The sequence below is a fragment of the Sulfuritortus calidifontis genome (genome assembly GCF_003967275.1).
In the GTDB taxonomy this organism is placed as follows: Bacteria; Pseudomonadota; Gammaproteobacteria; order Burkholderiales; family Thiobacillaceae; genus Sulfuritortus; species Sulfuritortus calidifontis.
In genome coordinates this window covers 2039035-2056868 of sequence record NZ_AP018721.1, presented here as the reverse complement: position 1 = coordinate 2056868, position 17834 = coordinate 2039035, and the positions used below count along the sequence as shown (strand labels likewise).

The following is a 17834-nucleotide window of genomic DNA, read 5'->3' as shown; positions in this document are numbered from 1 at the left end:
GGAAAGAGATACGCTGCTTTCGGTAGTGCAATTGCCAATCAGTCTTGTTGCTCGCAGATTAAACGCCTCTTTCCATAGGCGGGCAAGCAGAGCTAAAAAACTCAGCCGCACAGGTGGCAGACGGTCATCAGCATCGAAACAGGATGAGCGGTGCGTTTTGCAAACGGCTTAGTCGAGCGGCATGTAGCAGAAGACGAAGCGGCCTTGGCCGAAGTTCACCATCAGCGTGCCGCCGCGGTTGGCCGCGTAGTCCACCCAGCCGGGTGTGGCGCAGCCCTGGTGGCATTCGGAGACGCCGGCGGGCGATTCCAGGTTGCGGTCGCGATCGTAGAAGGACAGCAGCATGGCACTGCCCAGCAGGTGTTCGGCGATGTGGTTGGCGAGCTTAAGGCTGGTGTCGAAGTCCAGGCCGAGTTCGGCGGCGTCAAGGTGCAGGGTCTGCATCACAGTCGTTTCTTCAGTTCGTACAAGGCTTCGAGCGCGGCCTTGGGCGTGAGTTCATCCGGGTTGAGGGCGGCGAGCTGTTCCAGGGCGGGATGCGGCTCGGGCTCGGCGGGCGCCGCGCTGGCGAAGAGGTCGCCCTGGCCGTGCTCGATCACCTGCTGGTTTTCCAGTTGGGTGAGTTTGCGCTTGGCGGCGGCGATGACCGCGCCGGGCACGCCGGCCAGCCTGGCCACCTGGATGCCGTAGCTTTGCGAGGCCGGGCCTTCCTCGACGCTGTGCAGGAAGACCAGGCCGCCGCCGCTCTCCACCGCGTCGAGGTGGACGTTGGCGATGGTCTTGTAGTCCTGCGCGAGCTGGGTGAGTTCGAAGTAGTGGGTGGCGAACAGGGTGTAGGCCTGGGTTTTCTCGGCCAGTTGCCGGGCGCAGGCCCAGGCCAGGGCCATGCCGTCGAAGGTGGAGGTGCCGCGGCCGATCTCGTCGAGCAGCACCAGGCTGTGCTCGGTGGCGCCGTGCAGGATCTGCGCGGTCTCGGTCATTTCGACCATAAACGTCGAACGGCCGCCGGCCAGATCGTCCGAGCTGCCGATGCGGGTGAAGATCTGGTCGATGGGCCCGATGGTCGCGCTGTCCGCCGGCACATACAGGCCGCAGCAGGCCATGAGCACGATCAGCGCGGTCTGCCGCATGTAGGTGGACTTGCCGCCCATGTTGGGGCCGGTGACGATGAGCATGCGCCGGCTGGGCGTGAGCGTGAGGTTGTTGGCGATGAAGCTGTCGGTGCGCGTCTCCACCACCGGATGGCGGCCGCCGCGGATGTCGATGCCCCAAGCGTCGGTGAAGACCGGTTCGACATAGCGGCGCTCATCGGCGATCTGGGCCTGGGCGGCGAGCACGTCGAGCTCGGCCACGGCGGCGGCCGCGGCCTGGATGGCGCCGATGTGCGGCATGAGCACATCGAGCAGGCCGTCGAACAGCTGCTTCTCCAGCATCAGCGCCCGCTCGTTGGCCGACAGGGCCTTGTCCTCGAAGGCCTTGAGTTCGGGTGTGATATAGCGCTCGACGTTCTTCAGGGTCTGCCGGCGGTGATAATCGATCGGCACCTTGTCGGCCTGGGCGCGCGTGACCTCGATGTAGAAGCCGGAGACCTTGTTGTATTCCACGCGCAGATTGGCAATGCCGGTGCGCTCGCGCTCGCGCGCCTCCATCTGCATGAGGAAGTCGCCGCTGTTGGCCTGGATGGCGCGCAACTCGTCGAGCTCGGCCGAATAGCCGTCATTGATGACGCCGCCCTCGCGCAGCACCACCGAGGGTTCGGGCCGGATGGCGGCGATGAGTTCGGCCAGCGGCTCGGCAGGGAAGTCGAGGCGGGTAAAGAGGTGGGTAACGGCGTCCCCCTCCCGGCCTCCCCCACAAGTGGGGGATGGGTTTGCTCCCTCCCCGCGTGCGGGGAGCCCCCGCTGGGCGGGGATAAAGGCTGGGGTGGGGAGGTTTTGGCTGAAGAGATTAGCCAGTTCAGCACGCAAACCCGGCAAGAGGCGCAGGCTGTCGCGCAGGCCGGAGAGGTCGCGCGGCCGGGCCGATTTGAGGGCGATGCGGGCGGCGATGCGTTCGAGATCGCTCATGCCCTTGAGCATCTCGCGCAGGCGCAGCGCCACCTGTGGCGCCTCGATCAGGCCGCGGATGGCGGCCAGGCGCGGCAGGCGGGCCTGGGGCTGGCGCAGCGGGTGGTGCAGCCAGGTCTTGAGCAGGCGGCTGCCCATGCCGGTGATGCAGCGGTCGAGTTCGGAGAACAAAGTGGGTGCGGCCTCGCCGCGCAGGGTCTCGGTCAGCTCCAGGGTGCGGCGGGCGGCGGCGTCGAGCGCGACAAAACTGCCGTCCTGCTCGAGGCTCAAGCCGGTGATGTGGGGCAGCGCGGTCTGCTGGGTCTGCCGCGCATAGTCGAGCAGGAGGCCGGCGGCGGCCTGCAGCAGGGGCGCATCCTCGCAGCCGAAGGCGACAAGGTCGCGGGTGCCGAAGTGTTCGGTCAGGATGCGGTGGCCGCGTTCGGCGTCGAACTGCCAGACCGGCCGCCGGGTGAGGGCGATCTTGTCGCTGTGCAGTGCCGGATGTTCGAAGTCCTCGGGTAACAGCAGCTCGGCCGGCGCGATTCGGGCGAGCTCGCCGGCCAGCCGCTCGGGCGCGATGCGCTTGGCCGCAAGCCGGCCGCTGGTGAGCACGAGCCAGGCCAGGCCCAGTTCCCCGCGGCCGGGCGCCAGGGCCATCAGGATGGCGTCGCGCTTCTGCTCCAGCAGGGCGTCGTCGGTCAGGGTGCCGGGAGTGACGATGCGCACCACCTTGCGTTCGATCGGGCCCTTGGCCGTCTTCGGGTCGCCGATCTGTTCGCAGATGGCGACCGACTCGCCCAGTTTGATGAGCTTTGCCAGGTATTGCTCGGCGGCGTGGAAGGGCACGCCGGCCATGCGGATGGGTGCCCCGGCCGATTGGCCGCGCGTGGTGAGGGTGATGTCGAGCAGGCGGGCGGCGCGCTCGGCGTCGTCGTAAAACAGCTCGTAGAAGTCGCCCATGCGATAGAACAGCAGCATGTGCGGGTGCTCGGCCTTGATGCGCAGATACTGCTGCATCATTGGCGTGTGCTGGGCGAGGTCGGCGTTGAGGGGGTCGAGCTTGTTCATGGGCGAGCCCGGATTATCCCCGAAACACTGTTGTTCGCGGGAGCACCCGCTTAAGGTTTTCGCCTATTGATTGCTGGCGTAACCGATCTCGCCGGTGGCCATGATCACCCGATTTCGGCCGCGCTTCTTCGCCTGATAGAGGGCGGCATCGGCGGTCATGAGCAAGGATTCGGCGCTGTTGCAGGTGGGGAAGCTTGCGACACCGGCGCTGAAGGTGGCGGTGAACTCCTGGTCTTGCTTGTCGCTGGAGTGGCGGATCCGGCCGAAGCGGATGCGCAGGTCGTTCAGTATCTGCGCGGCCTGCTCCTGCGGGCAGTTGGGTAGGACCATGATGAATTCCTCGCCGCCATAGCGGCCGCCGACGTCGGTGCTGCGCAGGCGCTCCTGGATCAGGCGGGCCAGGCTCTTGATCACCCGGTCGCCGACCGGATGGCCATGCTTGTCGTTGATCGCCTTGAACTTGTCGATGTCGATCATGGCGACCGAAAGCGGCGTGTTGTTGCGTCGGGCGCGGGCGATTTCGGCGGCCAGGGCCTCTTTCGAGCGAGCATGGTTGAGCAGCCCGGTCATGCTGTCGCGCACCATCAGCGAATTGAGCAGGCGGAAGCGCTCGGCCCGAATCCTCACGGCATGGACCAGGCGCTTGGGGTCGATCGGCTTGGTCAGGAAGTCGTCGGCGCCGGTGCGCAGGGCGATCATCTGGATGTCGAGGTTTTGCTCGGAAGAGAGGAAGACGATGGGCAGGCTGTCGTACTGGCCGTGCTGGCGGATCAACTTGGCCAGCTCCTCGCCGCTGCAGTCCGGCATGTACATGTCCATCAGGATCAGGTCGGGGTTGTAGTTGTTGATCGCCTGCAGGGCCTCGAGCGGGTGGGAGACGATGCTGGTCTCCAGGCCGGCGTCCTGCAGCAGCGTCTCGATGTGCCGGGCCAGGGCATCCTGGTCTTCGACGATCAGGATGCGGTAGGGCGTTTGCAGGGCCTGCTTGAGCAGGTTGTCGAGGACATCGACCAGCTTGTTGGCGTCGACCGGTTTGAGCAGATAGGCGGAGCAGCCGGCACGCACGGCCTCCAGCCGGGCGGTGATGTCGTCGCGGGAGGAGACGAAGACGATGGGGATGTCGCCATGCTCGCCGGTGGAGAGGCGGCGGGCCAGTTCGATGCCGCCCATCGGGCCTTCCTTCAGCATGATGTCGAAGACCATGGCGGCCGGACGTTCCTGCTCCAGGGACTCGAGCAGGGGGGTGGTTTCCTGGAAGTGCCGGATCCGGTAGCCGAACAGGCCCAGTTGGGCAGCCAGCACCGCGGCCTGGGCCGGGTCATCCTCCAGCAGGTAGACCAGGGCCTTGGCCTGCAGCGGCAGGGTCGGCACTTCCTCTGCGGCGGCCGGTTGCGGCGGGGCGGCTTGCGTGGCCTGCTTGGCCTGCCGTTCGAGCGCGGACAGTTGGGCGACGAGTGCCCGTTGTGCGTCCGCTCCCGGCAGGCTGCCCTGGTCGTGGTGGGCCTGCAGGGCCTTTTCGATCTCCTTGGCCTGCAGGCCGAGGCTGTCGAAGCCATAGGTGCGGCTGGTGCCGGCGAGGCTGTGGATCAGACGGATCAGTTCCTGCAGGTCGGCCAGCTTGGCGCGGCCGGCTGTGAGGGCCTGCCAGAGCCGGGCGATGTCCCCCATGCGCTGGGGGATCTCAGCGATGAATTCCAGGCGCAGGGCCTCGATCGAGGTCTCGAGCGAGAGTTCGGGTTTCGGTTCGGTCGCCGGCGGCTCCGCTGCCCGGGCCTTTTGCCAGTGCTGGCGAAGCTCCGCCGCCAGGCCCATGGGGTCGAAGGGCTTGGCGATGACGGCGAGGGCGCCGAGGGCGAGCAGGTGGGCCACTTCGTGGGTCTGCGCCTTCGCGGTGAGGAAGATCGCGGGGGTGTCGCGGTGTTCGGCGCGCTGGCGGATCTGGCTCAGGGTGGTGGGGCCATCCATGCCCGGCATCATGACGTCGAGCAGCAGCAGGTCCGGCTGGCATCGGTCGAGTGCGGCCAGGGCCTCCTGGCCCGAACCGGTGACGGTGGCCTTGAAGCCGCCTACCGTTTCGAGGGCAAGACGCAATATCTTCTGAATATCCGGATCGTCCTCGACCACCAAGATTTGCTTGAGCGAGTTCATGTGTCCCCGGTCGCTGAGCGTGTCCTTATTGTAGGTGGATTCTGCCGGCAGAAAGCCCGGCCCGCCAAGGGCGGGCCTCGCTCAGGCCTTGAGCGGGAGCGTGAGGTGTGGCTCGATCGCCTGCAGCAGTTGCACGAAGACCTTGGGGTTGCCGGCCACGACATGGCCGCTTTGCAGATGCCGGTCCTCGCCGGTGAGGTCGCCGACCAGGCCGCCGGCCTCGGTGACCAGCAGGCAGCCGGCGGCGATGTCCCACAGGTTGAGGCCGATCTCGAAGAAGCCGTCGGTGCGGCCGGCGGCGGTCCAGGCCAGGTCGAGCGCGGCCGAGCCGGGACGGCGCAGGCCGGCGGTCTTCTGCACCAGGTCGCGGAACATGCCGAGGTAGGCGTCCAGGTGGCTGAAGTCGCGGAAGGGGAAGCCGGTGCCGATCAGCGATTCCTTCAGCTTGGCCCGCTTGGATACGCGGATGCGGCGATCGTTGAGGAAGGCGCCGACGCCGCGGCTGGCGGTGAACAGTTCGTTGCGGGTGGGGTCGTAGACCACGCCGTGGGTGGGCACGCCGTTGTGCAGCAGGGCGATGGAGATCGCGTACTGGGGAAAGCCATGCAGGAAATTGGTGGTGCCGTCGAGCGGATCGATCACCCACTGGTATTCCGATTCGCCGGTCACGCCCGACTCCTCTGCTAGAATCGCATGGCCCGGATAGGCCGTGAGCAGGGTGTCGATGATAGCCTGTTCGGCGCCGTGGTCGACCTCGCTGACGAAATCGTTTTCCCGTTTCGCGCGCACGGTGAGTTGGTCCAGGTCGTTGGAGGCCCGGTTGATGATGGCGCCGGCGCGCCGGGCGGCCTTGACCGCCGTGTTGAGCATCGGATGCATGGCTGGTTAATTAAAGAGCAATCGAATCCCCGGCATTTTACCGTGAATCCCGCTTCCGCTTTGGACAATCTCCGCGTCGTGCTGGTCGAGACCAGTCACCCTGGCAACATCGGGGCGGCGGCGCGGGCGATGAAGGTGATGGGCCTGTCCCGGCTCTACCTGGTCAACCCCAAGTGCGCCATCGACGACGAGGCCCGGGCCCGGGCCTCGGGCGCGGTCGACGTGCTCGATGCGGCCGTGGTCTGCGCGAGCTTGGACGCGGCCCTGGCCGACACCGTGCTGGCGGCGGCCTGCACCTCGCGCCGGCGCGACCTGCCACACCCGGCTTATACCCCGCGCCAGGCGGCGCCCCTGTTATTGAGCGAGGCGACGGCCGCGCCGGTGGCCCTGGTCTTCGGTTCGGAAACCTTCGGCCTGTCGAACGAGCAGCTCTCGCGCTGCCGCTGGCTGATCAACATCCCGGCCAACCCCGACTATATGTCGCTCAATCTGGCCTCGGCGGTGCAAGTGCTGGCCTACGAGCTGCGCAGCAGCCTGGAGGACGCCACCATCTCCCTGCCCGAGTTCGAGGCCGCCCGCCACGAAGAGGTGGAGGGCTTCTATGCCGAGCTGGAGCGCACCCTGGTCGCCATCGACTTCCTCGACCCGGCCGCGCCCAAGCGGCTGATGCCCCGGCTGCGCCGGCTGTTCGCCCGGGCCGGCCTGGAGAAGGAGGAGGTCGCCATCCTCCGCGGCATCCTGGCCGCCATGCAGAAGGCCGGCCGGCAATAACCCTCTAAAGTCTATGGCTTTGGCTTTCGGCCATCGCTATAATTGACCGCTTTAGTCGGGAATCGCATACTTCGTTTCATTAAGGATTGCGAATATTCCAATGTTTGCCAGGTTGCGCGAAGACATCGGTGTCGTGTTCGAACGGGATCCGGCGGCCCGCACCTTCTTCGAGGTGCTGACCACCTATCCCGGCGTGCATGCCATCCTGCTGCACCGCCTCAACCACGCCCTCTGGGGCCTGGGGTTGAAGTGGCTGGCGCGCCTGTCGTCCATGGTCGCCCGCTGGCTGACCGGTATCGAGATTCATCCGGGTGCCCAGATCGGCCGCCGGGTGTTCATCGACCACGGCATGGGCGTGGTGATCGGCGAGACGGCGGAGATCGGCGACGACTGCACGTTGTACCACGGCGTCACCCTGGGTGGCACCTCGTGGCAGAAGGGCAAGCGGCACCCGACCCTGGAGAGCGGCGTGATCGTCGGCGCCGGGGCCAAGATCCTGGGCCCGATCACCCTGGGCAACGGCGCCAAGGTCGGTTCCAACGCCGTGGTGGTGAAGGACGTGCCGGCCGGCGCCACGGCAGTCGGCATCCCGGCCCGCATCCTCGACGGCGCGCGGGAAAAGGCGCGGACCGAACAGGCGGAAAAGATGGGCTTCTCGGCCTATGCCATCAGCGCCGACATGAACGACCCGATGGTCAAGGCGATCCACGGCCTGGTCGACCACAGCGCGGCGACCGATCAGCGCCTGGAGTGGATCGTGGCCGAGCTCAAACGCCTGGGCGGCGGGGCGGAAGAGCCAAGTAAGCCGGGCGACGGCTTCGACCCGGACTACCTGAACAAAATCGTGGATTGATGGTCTCATCCAGTGAATAGTTGACTATTTTTCTCGGGATTAATACACTGCATGCACTGGATACCTTGAGAGGGGTGTGAATCATGAGACTGACGACTAAAGGGCGTTTTGCGGTAACCGCGATGATCGATCTGGGCCTGCGCCATCAGCGCGGCCCGGTGACTTTGGCCGGCATCAGCGAGCGCCAGCACATTTCGCTGTCCTACCTGGAGCAGCTGTTCGGCCGCCTGCGCCGGCAAGGCCTGGTCGAGAGCGTGCGCGGCCCGGGCGGCGGCTATTGCCTGGCCAAGCCGATGGTGGAGATTACCGTGGCCGACATCATCCGCGCCGTGGACGAGCCGATCGACGCCACCCAGTGCGGCGGCCTGGGCAACTGCCATGACGACCACCCCTGCATGACCCACGACTTGTGGACCAATCTGAACACCCACATTTATCAGTATCTGGAATCGGTCAACCTCAACGAGCTGGTGGTGAGCCAGGCCGAGAAACAGAAACAGGAAGGCAAGCAGGATCGCCGCGTCGTCGGCACTGCCGATCTGAAGATGGCCCTGAGCAGCTAAACGGAGCGCGATATGGTGAAGACCCCGATCTATCTGGATTATTCCGCCACCACCCCGGTCGATCCCCGGGTGGCGGAGAAGATGATCCCTTATCTGACCGAGAAGTTCGGCAACCCGGCCTCGCGCACCCACGTCTTCGGCTGGGAAGCGGACAAGGCGGTGGAGGCCGCGCGCGAGCAGGTGGCCAGCTTGGTCAACGCCGACCCGCGCGAGATCGTCTGGACCTCGGGCGCGACCGAGTCGAACAACCTTGCGCTCAAGGGCGCCGCCCACTTCTACCAGGGCAAGGGCAAGCACATCATCACCGTGCGGACCGAGCACAAGGCCGTGCTGGACACCTGCCGCGAGCTGGAACGCCAGGGCTTCGAGGTGACCTATCTGCCGGTGCAGGAAAACGGCTTGGTCAGCCTGGATGCCTTCAAGGCCGCGATCCGGCCGGATACCATCCTCGCCTCGGTGATGTACGTCAACAACGAGATCGGCGTGATCCAGGACATCCCGGCCATGGGCGAGATCTGCCGCGACAAGGGCGTGATCTTCCATGTCGACGCCGCCCAGGCCGCCGGCAAGGTCGACATCGATCTGAATCAACTGAAGGTGGACCTGATGTCGTTCTCGGCGCACAAGGTCTATGGTCCCAAGGGCATCGGCGCCCTGTATGTGCGGCGCAAGCCGCGCGTGCGCCTGGAGGCGCAGATGCACGGCGGTGGCCACGAGCGCGGCATGCGCTCGGGCACCCTGCCGACCCACCAGATCGTCGGCATGGGCGAGGCCTTCGCCATCGCCCGCGCCGAGATGCAGGCCGAGACCGAGCGCATCCGCATGCTGCGCGACCGCCTGTGGCAGGGCGTGTCCGACATCGAGGAAGTCCACGTCAACGGCGACCTGGCCAGCCGCATCGCCGGCAACCTCAACGTCAGCTTCAGCTTCGTCGAGGGCGAGTCGCTGATCATGGCGATCAAGGACCTCGCGGTGTCCTCCGGCTCGGCCTGCACCTCGGCCAGTCTGGAGCCGTCCTACGTGCTCAAGGCCCTGGGCCGCGACGACGAGCTGGCGCACAGCTCGATCCGTTTTACCATCGGCCGTTTCACCACCGAGGCCGAGATCGACTACACGATCAAGCTGCTGCACGACAAGATCGGCAAGCTGCGCGAGATGTCGCCGCTTTGGGAAATGTACAAAGACGGCGTCGATTTGAAATCGGTCCAGTGGGCCGCCCACTGAGTCTGGCAAGGAGAAACCATCATGGCATACAGCGACAAGGTCCTCGACCACTATGAGAACCCCCGCAACGTGGGCGCTTTCGACAAGAGCGACGAGAATGTCGGCACCGGTATGGTGGGGGCGCCTGCCTGCGGCGACGTGATGAAGCTGCAGATCAAGGTCAACGAGCAGGGCATCATCGAGGATGCCAAGTTCAAGACCTACGGCTGCGGTTCGGCCATCGCCTCGTCTTCCCTGGTCACCGAGTGGGTGAAGGGCAAGAGCCTGGATGAGGCCATGGCGTTGAAGAACACCCAGATCGCCGAAGAGCTGGCCCTGCCGCCGGTGAAGATCCACTGCTCGATCCTGGCCGAGGACGCGATCAAGGCGGCCGTGGCCGACTACAAGCAGAAGCATGGCCTGGGCGGTGGCGAGGAATATACCGCCTGCCATCCGCCGGTTTCGGCTCAGGAGGCTTGATCATGGCTGTCACCCTGTCCGAACGCGCCGCCAACCACGTGACCAACTTCCTCGCCAAGCGGGGCAAGGGCCTGGGCGTCAAGCTCGGCGTCCGCACCTCGGGCTGCTCCGGCCTGGCCTACAAGCTGGAGTTCGCCGATGTCGAGGACCCCGAGGACATCAAGTTCGAGAGCCACGGCGTCACCGTCTACGTCGACCCCAAGAGCCTGGTCTACCTGGATGGCACCGAGCTGGATTTCGTCAAGGAAGGGTTGAACGAGGGCTTCAAGTTCAACAACCCCAACGTCAAGAACTCGTGCGGCTGCGGCGAGAGCTTCAACGTTTGAAGCCATCAGCGGTCAGTCATCGGCACTCAGCCTAATCAGGTTTTGCTGGCCGCTGACTGCTGTTAGCTGATCGCCATGCTGGATTTCAATCGCAACCACTTCGAACTGTTCGGCCTCAAGCCCGGCTTCGCCATCGACGCCGGGGCGCTGGAACAGGCCTATCGCAGCATCCAGTCGGAAGTGCATCCGGACCGCTTCGCCCATGCCGGCGAGGCGGAGAAACGGCTGTCCATGCAGTGGACCGCCCGGGTGAACGAGGCCTATGCCACGCTGCGCAAACCGTTCGAGCGGGCGCGCTACCTGCTGGAACTGCAGGGCATCGAGGCGATGGACCCGAACAACACCCGGATGCCGCCCGACTTTCTGATGCAGCAGATGGAGTGGCGCGAGACTTTGGCCTCCGCCCAGGCCGGCAAGGATTTCGCCGGCTTGCAGCGGCTGGAGAAGGAGCTGCGCGCCGTCGCTGAGGGCCTGCAGGGCGAATTGGCGGTGCTGCTCGACGAGCGTCACGACTACGCCCAGGCGGCCGAGGTGCTGCGAAAATACCGCTTCATGGAAAAACTGCTGGCCCAGATCGACGCCGCCTACGAGGAGATCGAGTGAGGCGTGAGGAGTGAGGAGTGAGGCGGACCAAGCCCTGTCATACTCCTCACCCCTCACCCCTAACTTCTTACGAAAATTATGGCTTTGCTGCAAATCGCCGAACCCGGCATGAGCGCCGCGCCGCACGAGCACCGGCTGGCGGTGGGCATCGACCTGGGCACCACCAACTCCCTGGTCGCCACGGTGCGCAACGGCATCTCGGTGGTGATCAACGACGAGCAGGGCCATTCCCTGCTGCCTTCGGTGGTGCACTATGAGGCCGACGGCACGGTGACCGTGGGTTACGAGGCCCAGGCACGCGGCAACGAAGACCCGCACAACACCATCGTCTCGGTCAAACGCTTCATGGGTCGCGGGATCAAGGACATCCCGGACATGGCGACCCTGCCCTATCACTTCGTCGATGCCCCGGGCATGGTGCAGTTGAAGACGGCGGCCGGCGTGAAGAGCCCGGTCGAGGTCTCGGCCGAGATCCTCAAGGTGCTCAAGGTGCGGGCCGAGGCGGCCCTGGCCGGCGAACTGACCGGCGCGGTGATCACCGTACCGGCCTACTTCGACGACGCCCAGCGCCAGGCGACCAAGGATGCCGCGCGCCTGGCCGGGCTCAACGTGCTGCGGCTCTTGAACGAACCGACCGCGGCGGCGATTGCCTACGGTTTGGACAACGCGGCGGAGGGCGTCTATGCCGTGTACGACCTCGGTGGCGGCACCTTCGACATCTCGATTCTGAAATTGACCAAGGGCGTGTTCGAGGTGCTGGCGACCAACGGCGACTCCGCCCTGGGCGGCGACGACTTCGACCGCCGCATCTATTGCTGGATTCTGGAGCAGGCCGGCCTCACCGCGATCAGCGACCACGACAAGCGCCTGCTGCTCAGTCGCGCACGCGAGGCCAAGGAGATGCTGACCGACCACCCGGTGGCCAACATCACCGCCATCCTGTCGTCCGGTCAGGTGGTTGATCTCAAGCTGACCGAGCAAATCTTCCACGACATGACCGAGAGCCTGGTCAACAAGACCCTGCTGCCCACGCGCAAGGCCCTGCGCGATTCCGGCCTGCAGCCGGCCGACATCAAGGGCGTGGTCATGGTCGGCGGCTCGACCCGGATGCCGCGCATCCAGGCGGCGGTAGGCGAATTCTTCGGCCAGACCCCGCTGACCAATCTCGATCCGGACAAGGTGGTGGCGCTGGGTGCGGCCATCCAGGCCAACGTCCTGGCCGGCAATCGCAGCAGTGACGACTGGCTGCTGCTCGACGTGGTGCCGCTCTCGCTCGGCATCGAGACCATGGGCGGCCTGGTCGAGAAGATCATTCCGCGCAATTCCACCATTCCGACCGCGCGCGCCCAGGAATTCACCACCTTCAAGGACGGCCAGACCGCGATGGCGATCCATGTGGTACAGGGCGAGCGGGAGCTGGTGAGCGAGTGCCGCTCGCTCGCGCGCTTCGAGCTGCGCGGCATCCCGCCCATGGTGGCCGGCGCGGCGCGCATCCGGGTCACCTTCCAGGTCGATGCCGATGGTCTGCTCGCCGTGTCCGCACGCGAGATGAGCACCGGGGTCGAGTCGCATATTGAGGTCAAGCCCTCCTACGGCCTGACCGACGATGAGGTGGCGCGCATGCTGCGCGATTCCTACGAGCATGCCCGCAGCGACATCGAGGCGCGGCAGTTGGCCGAGCTCAAGGTCGACGGCCAGCGCCTGCTCGAGGCGACCGAGGCGGCCCTGGCCGAGGACGGCGCCCTGCTCCGCCCCGCCGAGCGGGCGGCGATCGACGCCCTGCTGGCGGCGATGCGCCAGGCCCTGCAGGGGAGTGATGCCAGGGCGATCAAGCGCGCACTCGACGCGCTGAACCAGGGCACCGGCGACTTCGCCGCCCGGCGCATGGACGCCAGCGTCCGGCGCGCCCTGACCGGACACAAGCTGGAAGAACTGGATCTCTGAGACAGGTTATGGGCATGAGCAAGTTCGACACCGATTTCATCCGCGGCCTGCAGGACCGGCTGAACAGCCATCCGATCTACGCCGCTCTCAGGACAACCGACGATCTGCGCGTGTTCATGCAGCACCATGTCTATTCGGTCTGGGATTTCATGTCGCTGATCAAGTACCTGCAGCACAATGTGGCGCCGGCGCGCTGGCCCTGGATACCGGGGGCGGACGCCAGCGTGGCCCGCTTCATCAATGAACTGGTGCTGGAGGAGGAGACCGACGAGGCCCCGCCCGGCGCCGCGGGCTTTGCCAGCCACTTCGAGCTGTATCTGGGCGCCATGCGCGAGATCGGCGCCGACACCACGCAGGTGCAGCGCTTCATCGAACTGGTGCGCGGCCAGGGCCTGGAGCACGCGCTGGCGAATGCCAGGGTGCCCGAGTCGGCCCTGCGCTTCACCCGCGTGACCTTCGGTTTCATCGACTCCGGCCGGCCGCACGCGGTGGCTGCCGCCCTGGCCCTGGGGCGCGAGCACGTCATCCCGGCCATGTTCCGCGCCTTCCTGGCGCGCATGGCGGTGACCGAGCAGCAGGCGCCGACTTTCCACTATTATTTGAATCGCCACATCCATCTGGACGAGGACTTCCATGCTCCGCTCAGCCTGCGCCTGCTCGACGCCCTGTGCGGCGATGATGCCGGCCGGCGGGCCGAGGCCGAGGCCGAGGCCGCCGCCGTGCAGGCCATCGAGGCCCGCCTTGCGTTCTGGGATGGCGTGCTGGCGGCACTGCCGAGCCAAGCTGAAAAGAAGGAAGCCGTATGCCCCAATTGATCGTCCTGCCGCACGAGGAACTCTGCCCGGACGGCGCCGTGATCGACGCCCAGAAGGGTGTCTCGATCTGCGACACCCTGCTCGACAACGGCATCGAGATCGAGCACGCCTGCGAGAAGTCCTGCGCCTGCACCACCTGCCATGTGGTGATCCGCGAGGGTTACGACAGCCTTTCCGAACCGACCGAGACCGAGGAAGACCTGCTCGACAAGGCCTGGGGTTTGGAGCCGACCTCGCGCCTGTCCTGCCAAGCCCTGGTCGGCAGCAAGGATCTGGTGATCGAGATTCCCAAGTACACCATCAATATGGTGAAGGAAGGACATTGAATAGGGTTGGCAGTATTCGGTTGGCAGTCGGCAGAAAATACCGGCCGACCGTCTTTGCTGAAAACTGCAAACTGTCGACTGGAGGCTTGTCATGAAATGGACCGACACCCTGGATATCGCCATCGCCCTGGTCGAACATCACCCCGATGTCGACCCGCAATACGTGCGCTTTACCGACCTGCATCGCTGGGTGATGGAACTGCCTGGCTTCGAGGGCGACCCGAACAAATCCAACGAGAAAATTCTCGAGGCCATCCAGGCCGCCTGGATCGAAGAGATGGATTGAGGCTTTGCTGCGTTGATGAAAGCGGGCCGCGGCCCGCTTTTTCGTTGGTGTGCCGCTCAGATGTTCATCCAGCGGTCGGCCTCTTGCAGCCGGTCGGTCATGGGGATGAGGCCGGGGCTCTGGCAGTGCAGCAGGGCGATGCACCAGCGCCGCCGATCGCGGCTGATCATGTCGACGAAGGTGATTTCCCGGCCGGCGCCCGGCTCGCGTTTGATGCCCATGTCGTCGATGTGCAGGGTGACCGTTTCCAGGCGCAGGTGGGCCTGCGGCTGGAGCAGGACTTCGTCGAGATAGTCGGCGTAGCGACGCAGGTCGAGCCGCTCGGTGGCGGTGCGCAATTCGGCCAGGGTGGTGTCCAGCTCCTGTTGCAACTGCCCGCGTTGATCGGCGCTGGCCGAATGCAGGCGGCCGATGATCTCGTTGCTCTTCTGGTCGAGCGCCTGCCGGGACTGCTTGAGTTGTTCGATGCGGTCGGTCACCTGGGCGAGCAGGCTGTCCATGAAGCTCCAGGTCAGCAGCTCGCGGGTATCCGCCTCGCTGTGGCTGATGTTGGTCAGGGTGTGGTCGGAGAAGCAGACCGCGGTCTGCGGCACGTCGTGGTGCACGGTGTCGCCGATCACCTCCATGCCGATGACCCCCTTTTCCCGTCGGCGCATGCCGACCATGGCGTAGAGCTGGCTGCCGATGGTGCAGGCATTGCCCTTGAGGTAGTCCTGCATGGCCCGGCTCATGCACAGGGCCGACTTGAATTCGTCGGGCGAGGCGAAGATGGCGCGGATGAAGGAATCCTTGGTGTAGGCCTCACGGTTGATGTCGACCGGGCCGGGCACCTGCGTGGCCAGGTTGCGGGCGTAGGCCAGGGCGTGGGCCACCGCCTTGCGGTAGCGCTGGGGATAGCCGCCGGCGAGCTTGAGCTTGGGCTCGATCGTATACACCACCCGCTCGACCGCGGCGTCGAGCTCGGGGTCGGCTGTGGCCGGTCGCAGGCCGGAGATCAGGGCATTCAGGAAGCCAGGCATGATCGGCTCGGTTCGGGCTTGGGGCTGATCGAATTATTCGGCGCCGCCGGGCAAAAGTCACCCTGGCGCGTGCAGGAACCAGATCCAGAGCGGCAGGGTGAGCATGAACACCACGCTGCTCCAGGCCGCGGTGAGCGCGGCGGCGCGCACGTCGAGGCCGAAGCGATCGGCAAAGGAGGCGGCCATGATCATGGTCGGCATGGCGGTTTCGATCACGGCGGCGGCCTGGGCGTCGCCGAGCGGGCCGATGACGGAGCGGGCGAGGGCCCAGACCACCAGCGGCCCGACCAGCAGCTTCACCGCGACCGCGACCGCGGTCTGCCGGCAGGGCTTGAGGTCGCCCCAGGGGATGGACAGGCCCAGGGCGAAAAGCATGATCGGGATGGTGGCCTGGCCCATGAACTTGGCCGCCTTGACCAGGGGCGTGATGTCGATGCCGGCGAAATTGACGGCGAAGCCGAGAACAAAGCCCCAGACCGGGGGCAGCCGCAGCACGATACGGAACAGGCTGACGCCGTGGTTGCCTTCGTGGCCCAGGCGGGTGGCGATCCAGACGCCCAGGGTCCAGAGCAGCGGGGTGCCGGCCAGGACGTCGGCGAAGCCGGCATAGCTGCCGCCCTGGTCGCCATAGAGAAAGGTCAGGGTGGGATAGCCCATGAACAGGATGTTGCCGAACATGCCGGTGAGCAGGATGGCGGCGCGGGTCGGCCGCTTGATGCCACGGCCGAGCGACGAGCGGTAGAGCAGCAGATAGAGCAGGGCGCCGTTGATGAGCACGCCGCTGGCGACCAGAAGCGGCACGGTGAGCAGATCCCAGCTGATCTTCGCCTGCGCCGCCAGGGCAAAGAGCAGGGGCGGGGCGAACACGTCAACCACCAGTCGATTGAGCTGCACCCGCAACTGCGCGGCCGGGGCGATCTCCTTGCGGTAGCGGGCCCAGAGGCCGCCGGCGGCGACCAGCAGCACGATGGGCAGCCAGACCTGGAGGAAGAGTTGGCGGAGGAATTCGGCGCTCATGCCCCGATTGTAGCCGGCCGCCTTCGGCTATGGCCGTCTACGGCCGGGCTGCTCAGTCCTTGTGCGGCTCGCCGCCGTTCTCCAGTCCCAGTTCCTGGATCTTGCGGGTGAGGGTGTTGCGGCCCAGGCCGAGCAGGTGGGCGGCCTCGATCCGGCGGCCGCCGGTCTGGTCGAGCGCGGTGCGGATCAGGGTGCGCTCGAACTCGGCGGCAAGGTCGGCAATGATGCCGGCCTCGCCGCGGGCGAGCCGGGCCTGGGCGGTGCGGGCCAGGGCCTCGGCCCAGTCCAGCGCCGCGTGCTGCGGCGATTCCAGGGCCTCGGGCGGCAGATCCTTGGGCTCGATCACCTGGCCGGGGCCCATCACCGTCAGCCAGTGGCAAAGGTTCTCCAGCTGTCGCACGTTGCCCGGATAGGGCAGGGCCATCAGCTGCTTCATGGCCTCGTCGCTGACCTGCTTCATCTCGACGCCGAGCTCCTGGGCGCTCTTTTGCAGGAAGTGGCGGACCAGGAGCGGGATGTCCTCGCGCCGCTCGCGCAGGGGCGGCAGTTTGATCCGGATGACGTTGAGCCGGTGGAACAGGTCCTCGCGAAAGAGTCCCTGTTTCACCCGGTCCTCCAGGTTCTGGTGGGTGGCGGCGATGACCCGGACGTTGGCGCGCACCGGCTGGTGGCCGCCGACCCGGTAGAACTCGCCGTCGGCCAGCACGCGCAGCAGGCGGGTCTGCAGGTCGGGCGGCATGTCGCCGATCTCGTCGAGGAACAGGGTGCCGCCGTCGGCCTGCTCGAAGCGGCCGCGGCGCGAGCCGGTGGCGCCGGTGAAGGCGCCGCGCTCGTGGCCGAACAGCTCGGATTCGAGCAGGTCTTTCGGGATGGCGGCGGTGTTGAGTGCGATGAAGGGCTTGTCGCGGCGCGGGCTGTGCCGGTGCAGGGCGCGCGCGACCAGCTCCTTGCCGGTGCCGGTCTCGCCGGTGATCAGCACCGTGGCATGCGATTGGGCCAGGCGGCCGATGGCGCGGAAGACGTCCTGCATGGCCGGGGCCTGGCCGAGCATGGCCTGGCCGGTCAGCGCGGCATCACCGCCGGCTTCCTCTTCGCGCGCGGTCTCGTCGAGGGCGCGGTGGATCAGCTCCAGGGCATGATTGACGTCGAACGGCTTGGGCAGGTATTCGAAGGCGCCGCCCTGGAAGGCCGATACGGCCGAATCGAGGTCGGCGTAGGCGGTCATCACGATCACAGGCAGCTTGGCATGCCGGGCCTTCAGCGTATCCATGAATTCCAGGCCGCTGATGCCGTCCATGCGGATGTCGGTGAGCACCGCGCCGGGGGTTTCGCGTTCCAAGGCGCGCAGGGCGTCCTCGGCGCTGTCGAAGATGCGGTGCGGCAGGTTCTCGCGCTTGAGCGCCTTGTCGAACACCCAGCGGATGGAACGGTCGTCGTCGATGATCCAGATTGGTTTCATAGGGGTTCCCCAGTTAGGCGTAAGGC

Annotated in this window: 18 protein-coding genes; 11 read left to right on the top strand and 7 right to left on the bottom strand. The window is 66.2% G+C overall.

Going from position 1 to position 17834, the window contains the following annotated elements; translation table 11 throughout:
- Positions 1-168 precede the first annotated feature (168 nt).
- The 4 genes from EL388_RS10495 to EL388_RS10480 all read right to left on the bottom strand — a co-directional run bounded on the left by EL388_RS10495 (position 169) and on the right by EL388_RS10480 (position 6143).
- Complete coding sequence (locus tag EL388_RS10495; protein WP_126463265.1) at positions 169-444, bottom strand: AF1514 family protein; 276 nt, start codon at positions 442-444, stop codon at positions 169-171.
- A complete protein-coding gene (gene mutS / locus EL388_RS10490; protein WP_165919174.1) occupies positions 444-3116 on the bottom strand; it encodes a DNA mismatch repair protein MutS in 2673 nt (890 codons plus the stop codon). Before mutS ends, EL388_RS10495 begins: the two co-directional genes overlap by 1 nt.
- A 63-nt stretch (positions 3117-3179) precedes the next feature.
- A complete protein-coding gene (locus EL388_RS10485; RefSeq protein WP_126463263.1) occupies positions 3180-5264 on the bottom strand; it encodes a response regulator in 2085 nt (694 codons plus the stop codon).
- 81 nt (positions 5265-5345) lie between these two features.
- A complete protein-coding gene (locus tag EL388_RS10480; protein ID WP_126463261.1) occupies positions 5346-6143 on the bottom strand; it encodes an inositol monophosphatase family protein in 798 nt (265 codons plus the stop codon).
- 60 nt (positions 6144-6203) lie between these two features.
- On the opposite strand from EL388_RS10480, the gene EL388_RS10475 reads away from it, so the two are divergent.
- The 11 genes from EL388_RS10475 to iscX all read left to right on the top strand — a co-directional run bounded on the left by EL388_RS10475 (position 6204) and on the right by iscX (position 14313).
- A complete protein-coding gene (locus EL388_RS10475; RefSeq protein ID WP_232019119.1) occupies positions 6204-6914 on the top strand; it encodes an RNA methyltransferase in 711 nt (236 codons plus the stop codon).
- A 100-nt stretch (positions 6915-7014) separates the two neighbouring features.
- The gene (gene cysE, locus EL388_RS10470; protein ID WP_172599396.1) at positions 7015-7767 is read left to right on the top strand and encodes a serine O-acetyltransferase; all 753 of its coding nucleotides are present in this window, start codon (positions 7015-7017) and stop codon (positions 7765-7767) included.
- A gap of 83 nt (positions 7768-7850) precedes the next feature.
- The gene (gene iscR, locus EL388_RS10465) at positions 7851-8330 is read left to right on the top strand and encodes a Fe-S cluster assembly transcriptional regulator IscR (RefSeq protein WP_126463256.1); all 480 of its coding nucleotides are present in this window, start codon (positions 7851-7853) and stop codon (positions 8328-8330) included.
- A gap of 12 nt (positions 8331-8342) precedes the next feature.
- Positions 8343-9554, top strand: a complete 1212-nt coding sequence (locus tag EL388_RS10460; RefSeq protein ID WP_126463254.1) for an IscS subfamily cysteine desulfurase — start codon at positions 8343-8345, stop codon at positions 9552-9554.
- 21 nt (positions 9555-9575) lie between these two features.
- Positions 9576-10013: a Fe-S cluster assembly scaffold IscU gene (iscU, locus tag EL388_RS10455; protein WP_126463252.1), complete on the top strand. Its 438-nt coding sequence runs from the start codon at positions 9576-9578 to the stop codon at positions 10011-10013.
- Between the two features lie 2 nt (positions 10014-10015).
- Entirely contained in the window at positions 10016-10339 is a 324-nt protein-coding gene (gene iscA / locus EL388_RS10450) for an iron-sulfur cluster assembly protein IscA (RefSeq protein WP_126463250.1), read from the top strand.
- 75 nt (positions 10340-10414) lie between these two features.
- Positions 10415-10942, top strand: a complete 528-nt coding sequence (hscB, locus tag EL388_RS10445) for a Fe-S protein assembly co-chaperone HscB (protein ID WP_126463248.1) — start codon at positions 10415-10417, stop codon at positions 10940-10942.
- A 78-nt stretch (positions 10943-11020) separates the two neighbouring features.
- Positions 11021-12886, top strand: coding sequence for a Fe-S protein assembly chaperone HscA (gene hscA, locus EL388_RS10440; protein ID WP_126463246.1), 1866 nt, complete (start codon positions 11021-11023; stop codon positions 12884-12886).
- 14 nt (positions 12887-12900) lie between these two features.
- Positions 12901-13701, top strand: coding sequence for a DUF3050 domain-containing protein (locus EL388_RS10435; RefSeq protein WP_126463244.1), 801 nt, complete (start codon positions 12901-12903; stop codon positions 13699-13701).
- Positions 13689-14027, top strand: coding sequence for an ISC system 2Fe-2S type ferredoxin (gene fdx / locus EL388_RS10430; protein WP_126463242.1), 339 nt, complete (start codon positions 13689-13691; stop codon positions 14025-14027). Before EL388_RS10435 ends, fdx begins: the two co-directional genes overlap by 13 nt.
- A 91-nt stretch (positions 14028-14118) precedes the next feature.
- Positions 14119-14313, top strand: a complete 195-nt coding sequence (gene iscX, locus EL388_RS10425; protein WP_126463240.1) for a Fe-S cluster assembly protein IscX — start codon at positions 14119-14121, stop codon at positions 14311-14313.
- A 56-nt stretch (positions 14314-14369) separates the two neighbouring features.
- Here the strand turns inward: iscX and EL388_RS10420 are convergent, their stop codons facing one another.
- The 3 genes from EL388_RS10420 to ntrC are packed head-to-tail and all read right to left on the bottom strand — an operon-like array spanning position 14370 to position 17808.
- Entirely contained in the window at positions 14370-15332 is a 963-nt protein-coding gene (locus EL388_RS10420) for a hypothetical protein (protein WP_126463238.1), read from the bottom strand.
- A 57-nt stretch (positions 15333-15389) separates the two neighbouring features.
- Entirely contained in the window at positions 15390-16349 is a 960-nt protein-coding gene (locus EL388_RS10415) for an AEC family transporter (RefSeq protein WP_126463236.1), read from the bottom strand.
- A 52-nt stretch (positions 16350-16401) separates the two neighbouring features.
- Positions 16402-17808 (bottom strand): nitrogen regulation protein NR(I), encoded by a 1407-nt coding sequence (gene ntrC / locus EL388_RS10410; protein ID WP_126463234.1) that lies wholly within the window; start codon positions 17806-17808, stop codon positions 16402-16404.
- Between the last annotated feature and the right edge of the window lie 26 nt (positions 17809-17834).

Bases quoted from the DNA above. Each gene is read 5' to 3' on its own strand.
- EL388_RS10485 (WP_126463263.1), bottom strand. From the start codon at position 5,264: ATGAACTCGCTCAAGCAAATCTTGGTGGTCGAGGACGATCCGGATATT.
- EL388_RS10460 (WP_126463254.1), top strand. From the start codon at position 8,343: ATGGTGAAGACCCCGATCTATCTGGATTATTCCGCCACCACCCCGGTC.
- EL388_RS10480 (WP_126463261.1), bottom strand. From the start codon at position 6,143: ATGCATCCGATGCTCAACACGGCGGTCAAGGCCGCCCGGCGCGCCGGC.
- EL388_RS10420 (WP_126463238.1), bottom strand. From the start codon at position 15,332: ATGCCTGGCTTCCTGAATGCCCTGATCTCCGGCCTGCGACCGGCCACA.
- ntrC (WP_126463234.1), bottom strand. From the start codon at position 17,808: ATGAAACCAATCTGGATCATCGACGACGACCGTTCCATCCGCTGGGTG.
- fdx (WP_126463242.1), top strand. From the start codon at position 13,689: ATGCCCCAATTGATCGTCCTGCCGCACGAGGAACTCTGCCCGGACGGC.
- cysE (WP_172599396.1), top strand. From the start codon at position 7,015: ATGTTTGCCAGGTTGCGCGAAGACATCGGTGTCGTGTTCGAACGGGAT.
- EL388_RS10415 (WP_126463236.1), bottom strand. From the start codon at position 16,349: ATGAGCGCCGAATTCCTCCGCCAACTCTTCCTCCAGGTCTGGCTGCCC.
- iscU (WP_126463252.1), top strand. From the start codon at position 9,576: ATGGCATACAGCGACAAGGTCCTCGACCACTATGAGAACCCCCGCAAC.
- hscA (WP_126463246.1), top strand. From the start codon at position 11,021: ATGGCTTTGCTGCAAATCGCCGAACCCGGCATGAGCGCCGCGCCGCAC.
- EL388_RS10435 (WP_126463244.1), top strand. From the start codon at position 12,901: ATGAGCAAGTTCGACACCGATTTCATCCGCGGCCTGCAGGACCGGCTG.
- mutS (WP_165919174.1), bottom strand. From the start codon at position 3,116: ATGAACAAGCTCGACCCCCTCAACGCCGACCTCGCCCAGCACACGCCA.
- hscB (WP_126463248.1), top strand. From the start codon at position 10,415: ATGCTGGATTTCAATCGCAACCACTTCGAACTGTTCGGCCTCAAGCCC.
- iscX (WP_126463240.1), top strand. From the start codon at position 14,119: ATGAAATGGACCGACACCCTGGATATCGCCATCGCCCTGGTCGAACAT.
- iscR (WP_126463256.1), top strand. From the start codon at position 7,851: ATGAGACTGACGACTAAAGGGCGTTTTGCGGTAACCGCGATGATCGAT.
- EL388_RS10495 (WP_126463265.1), bottom strand. From the start codon at position 444: ATGCAGACCCTGCACCTTGACGCCGCCGAACTCGGCCTGGACTTCGAC.
- iscA (WP_126463250.1), top strand. From the start codon at position 10,016: ATGGCTGTCACCCTGTCCGAACGCGCCGCCAACCACGTGACCAACTTC.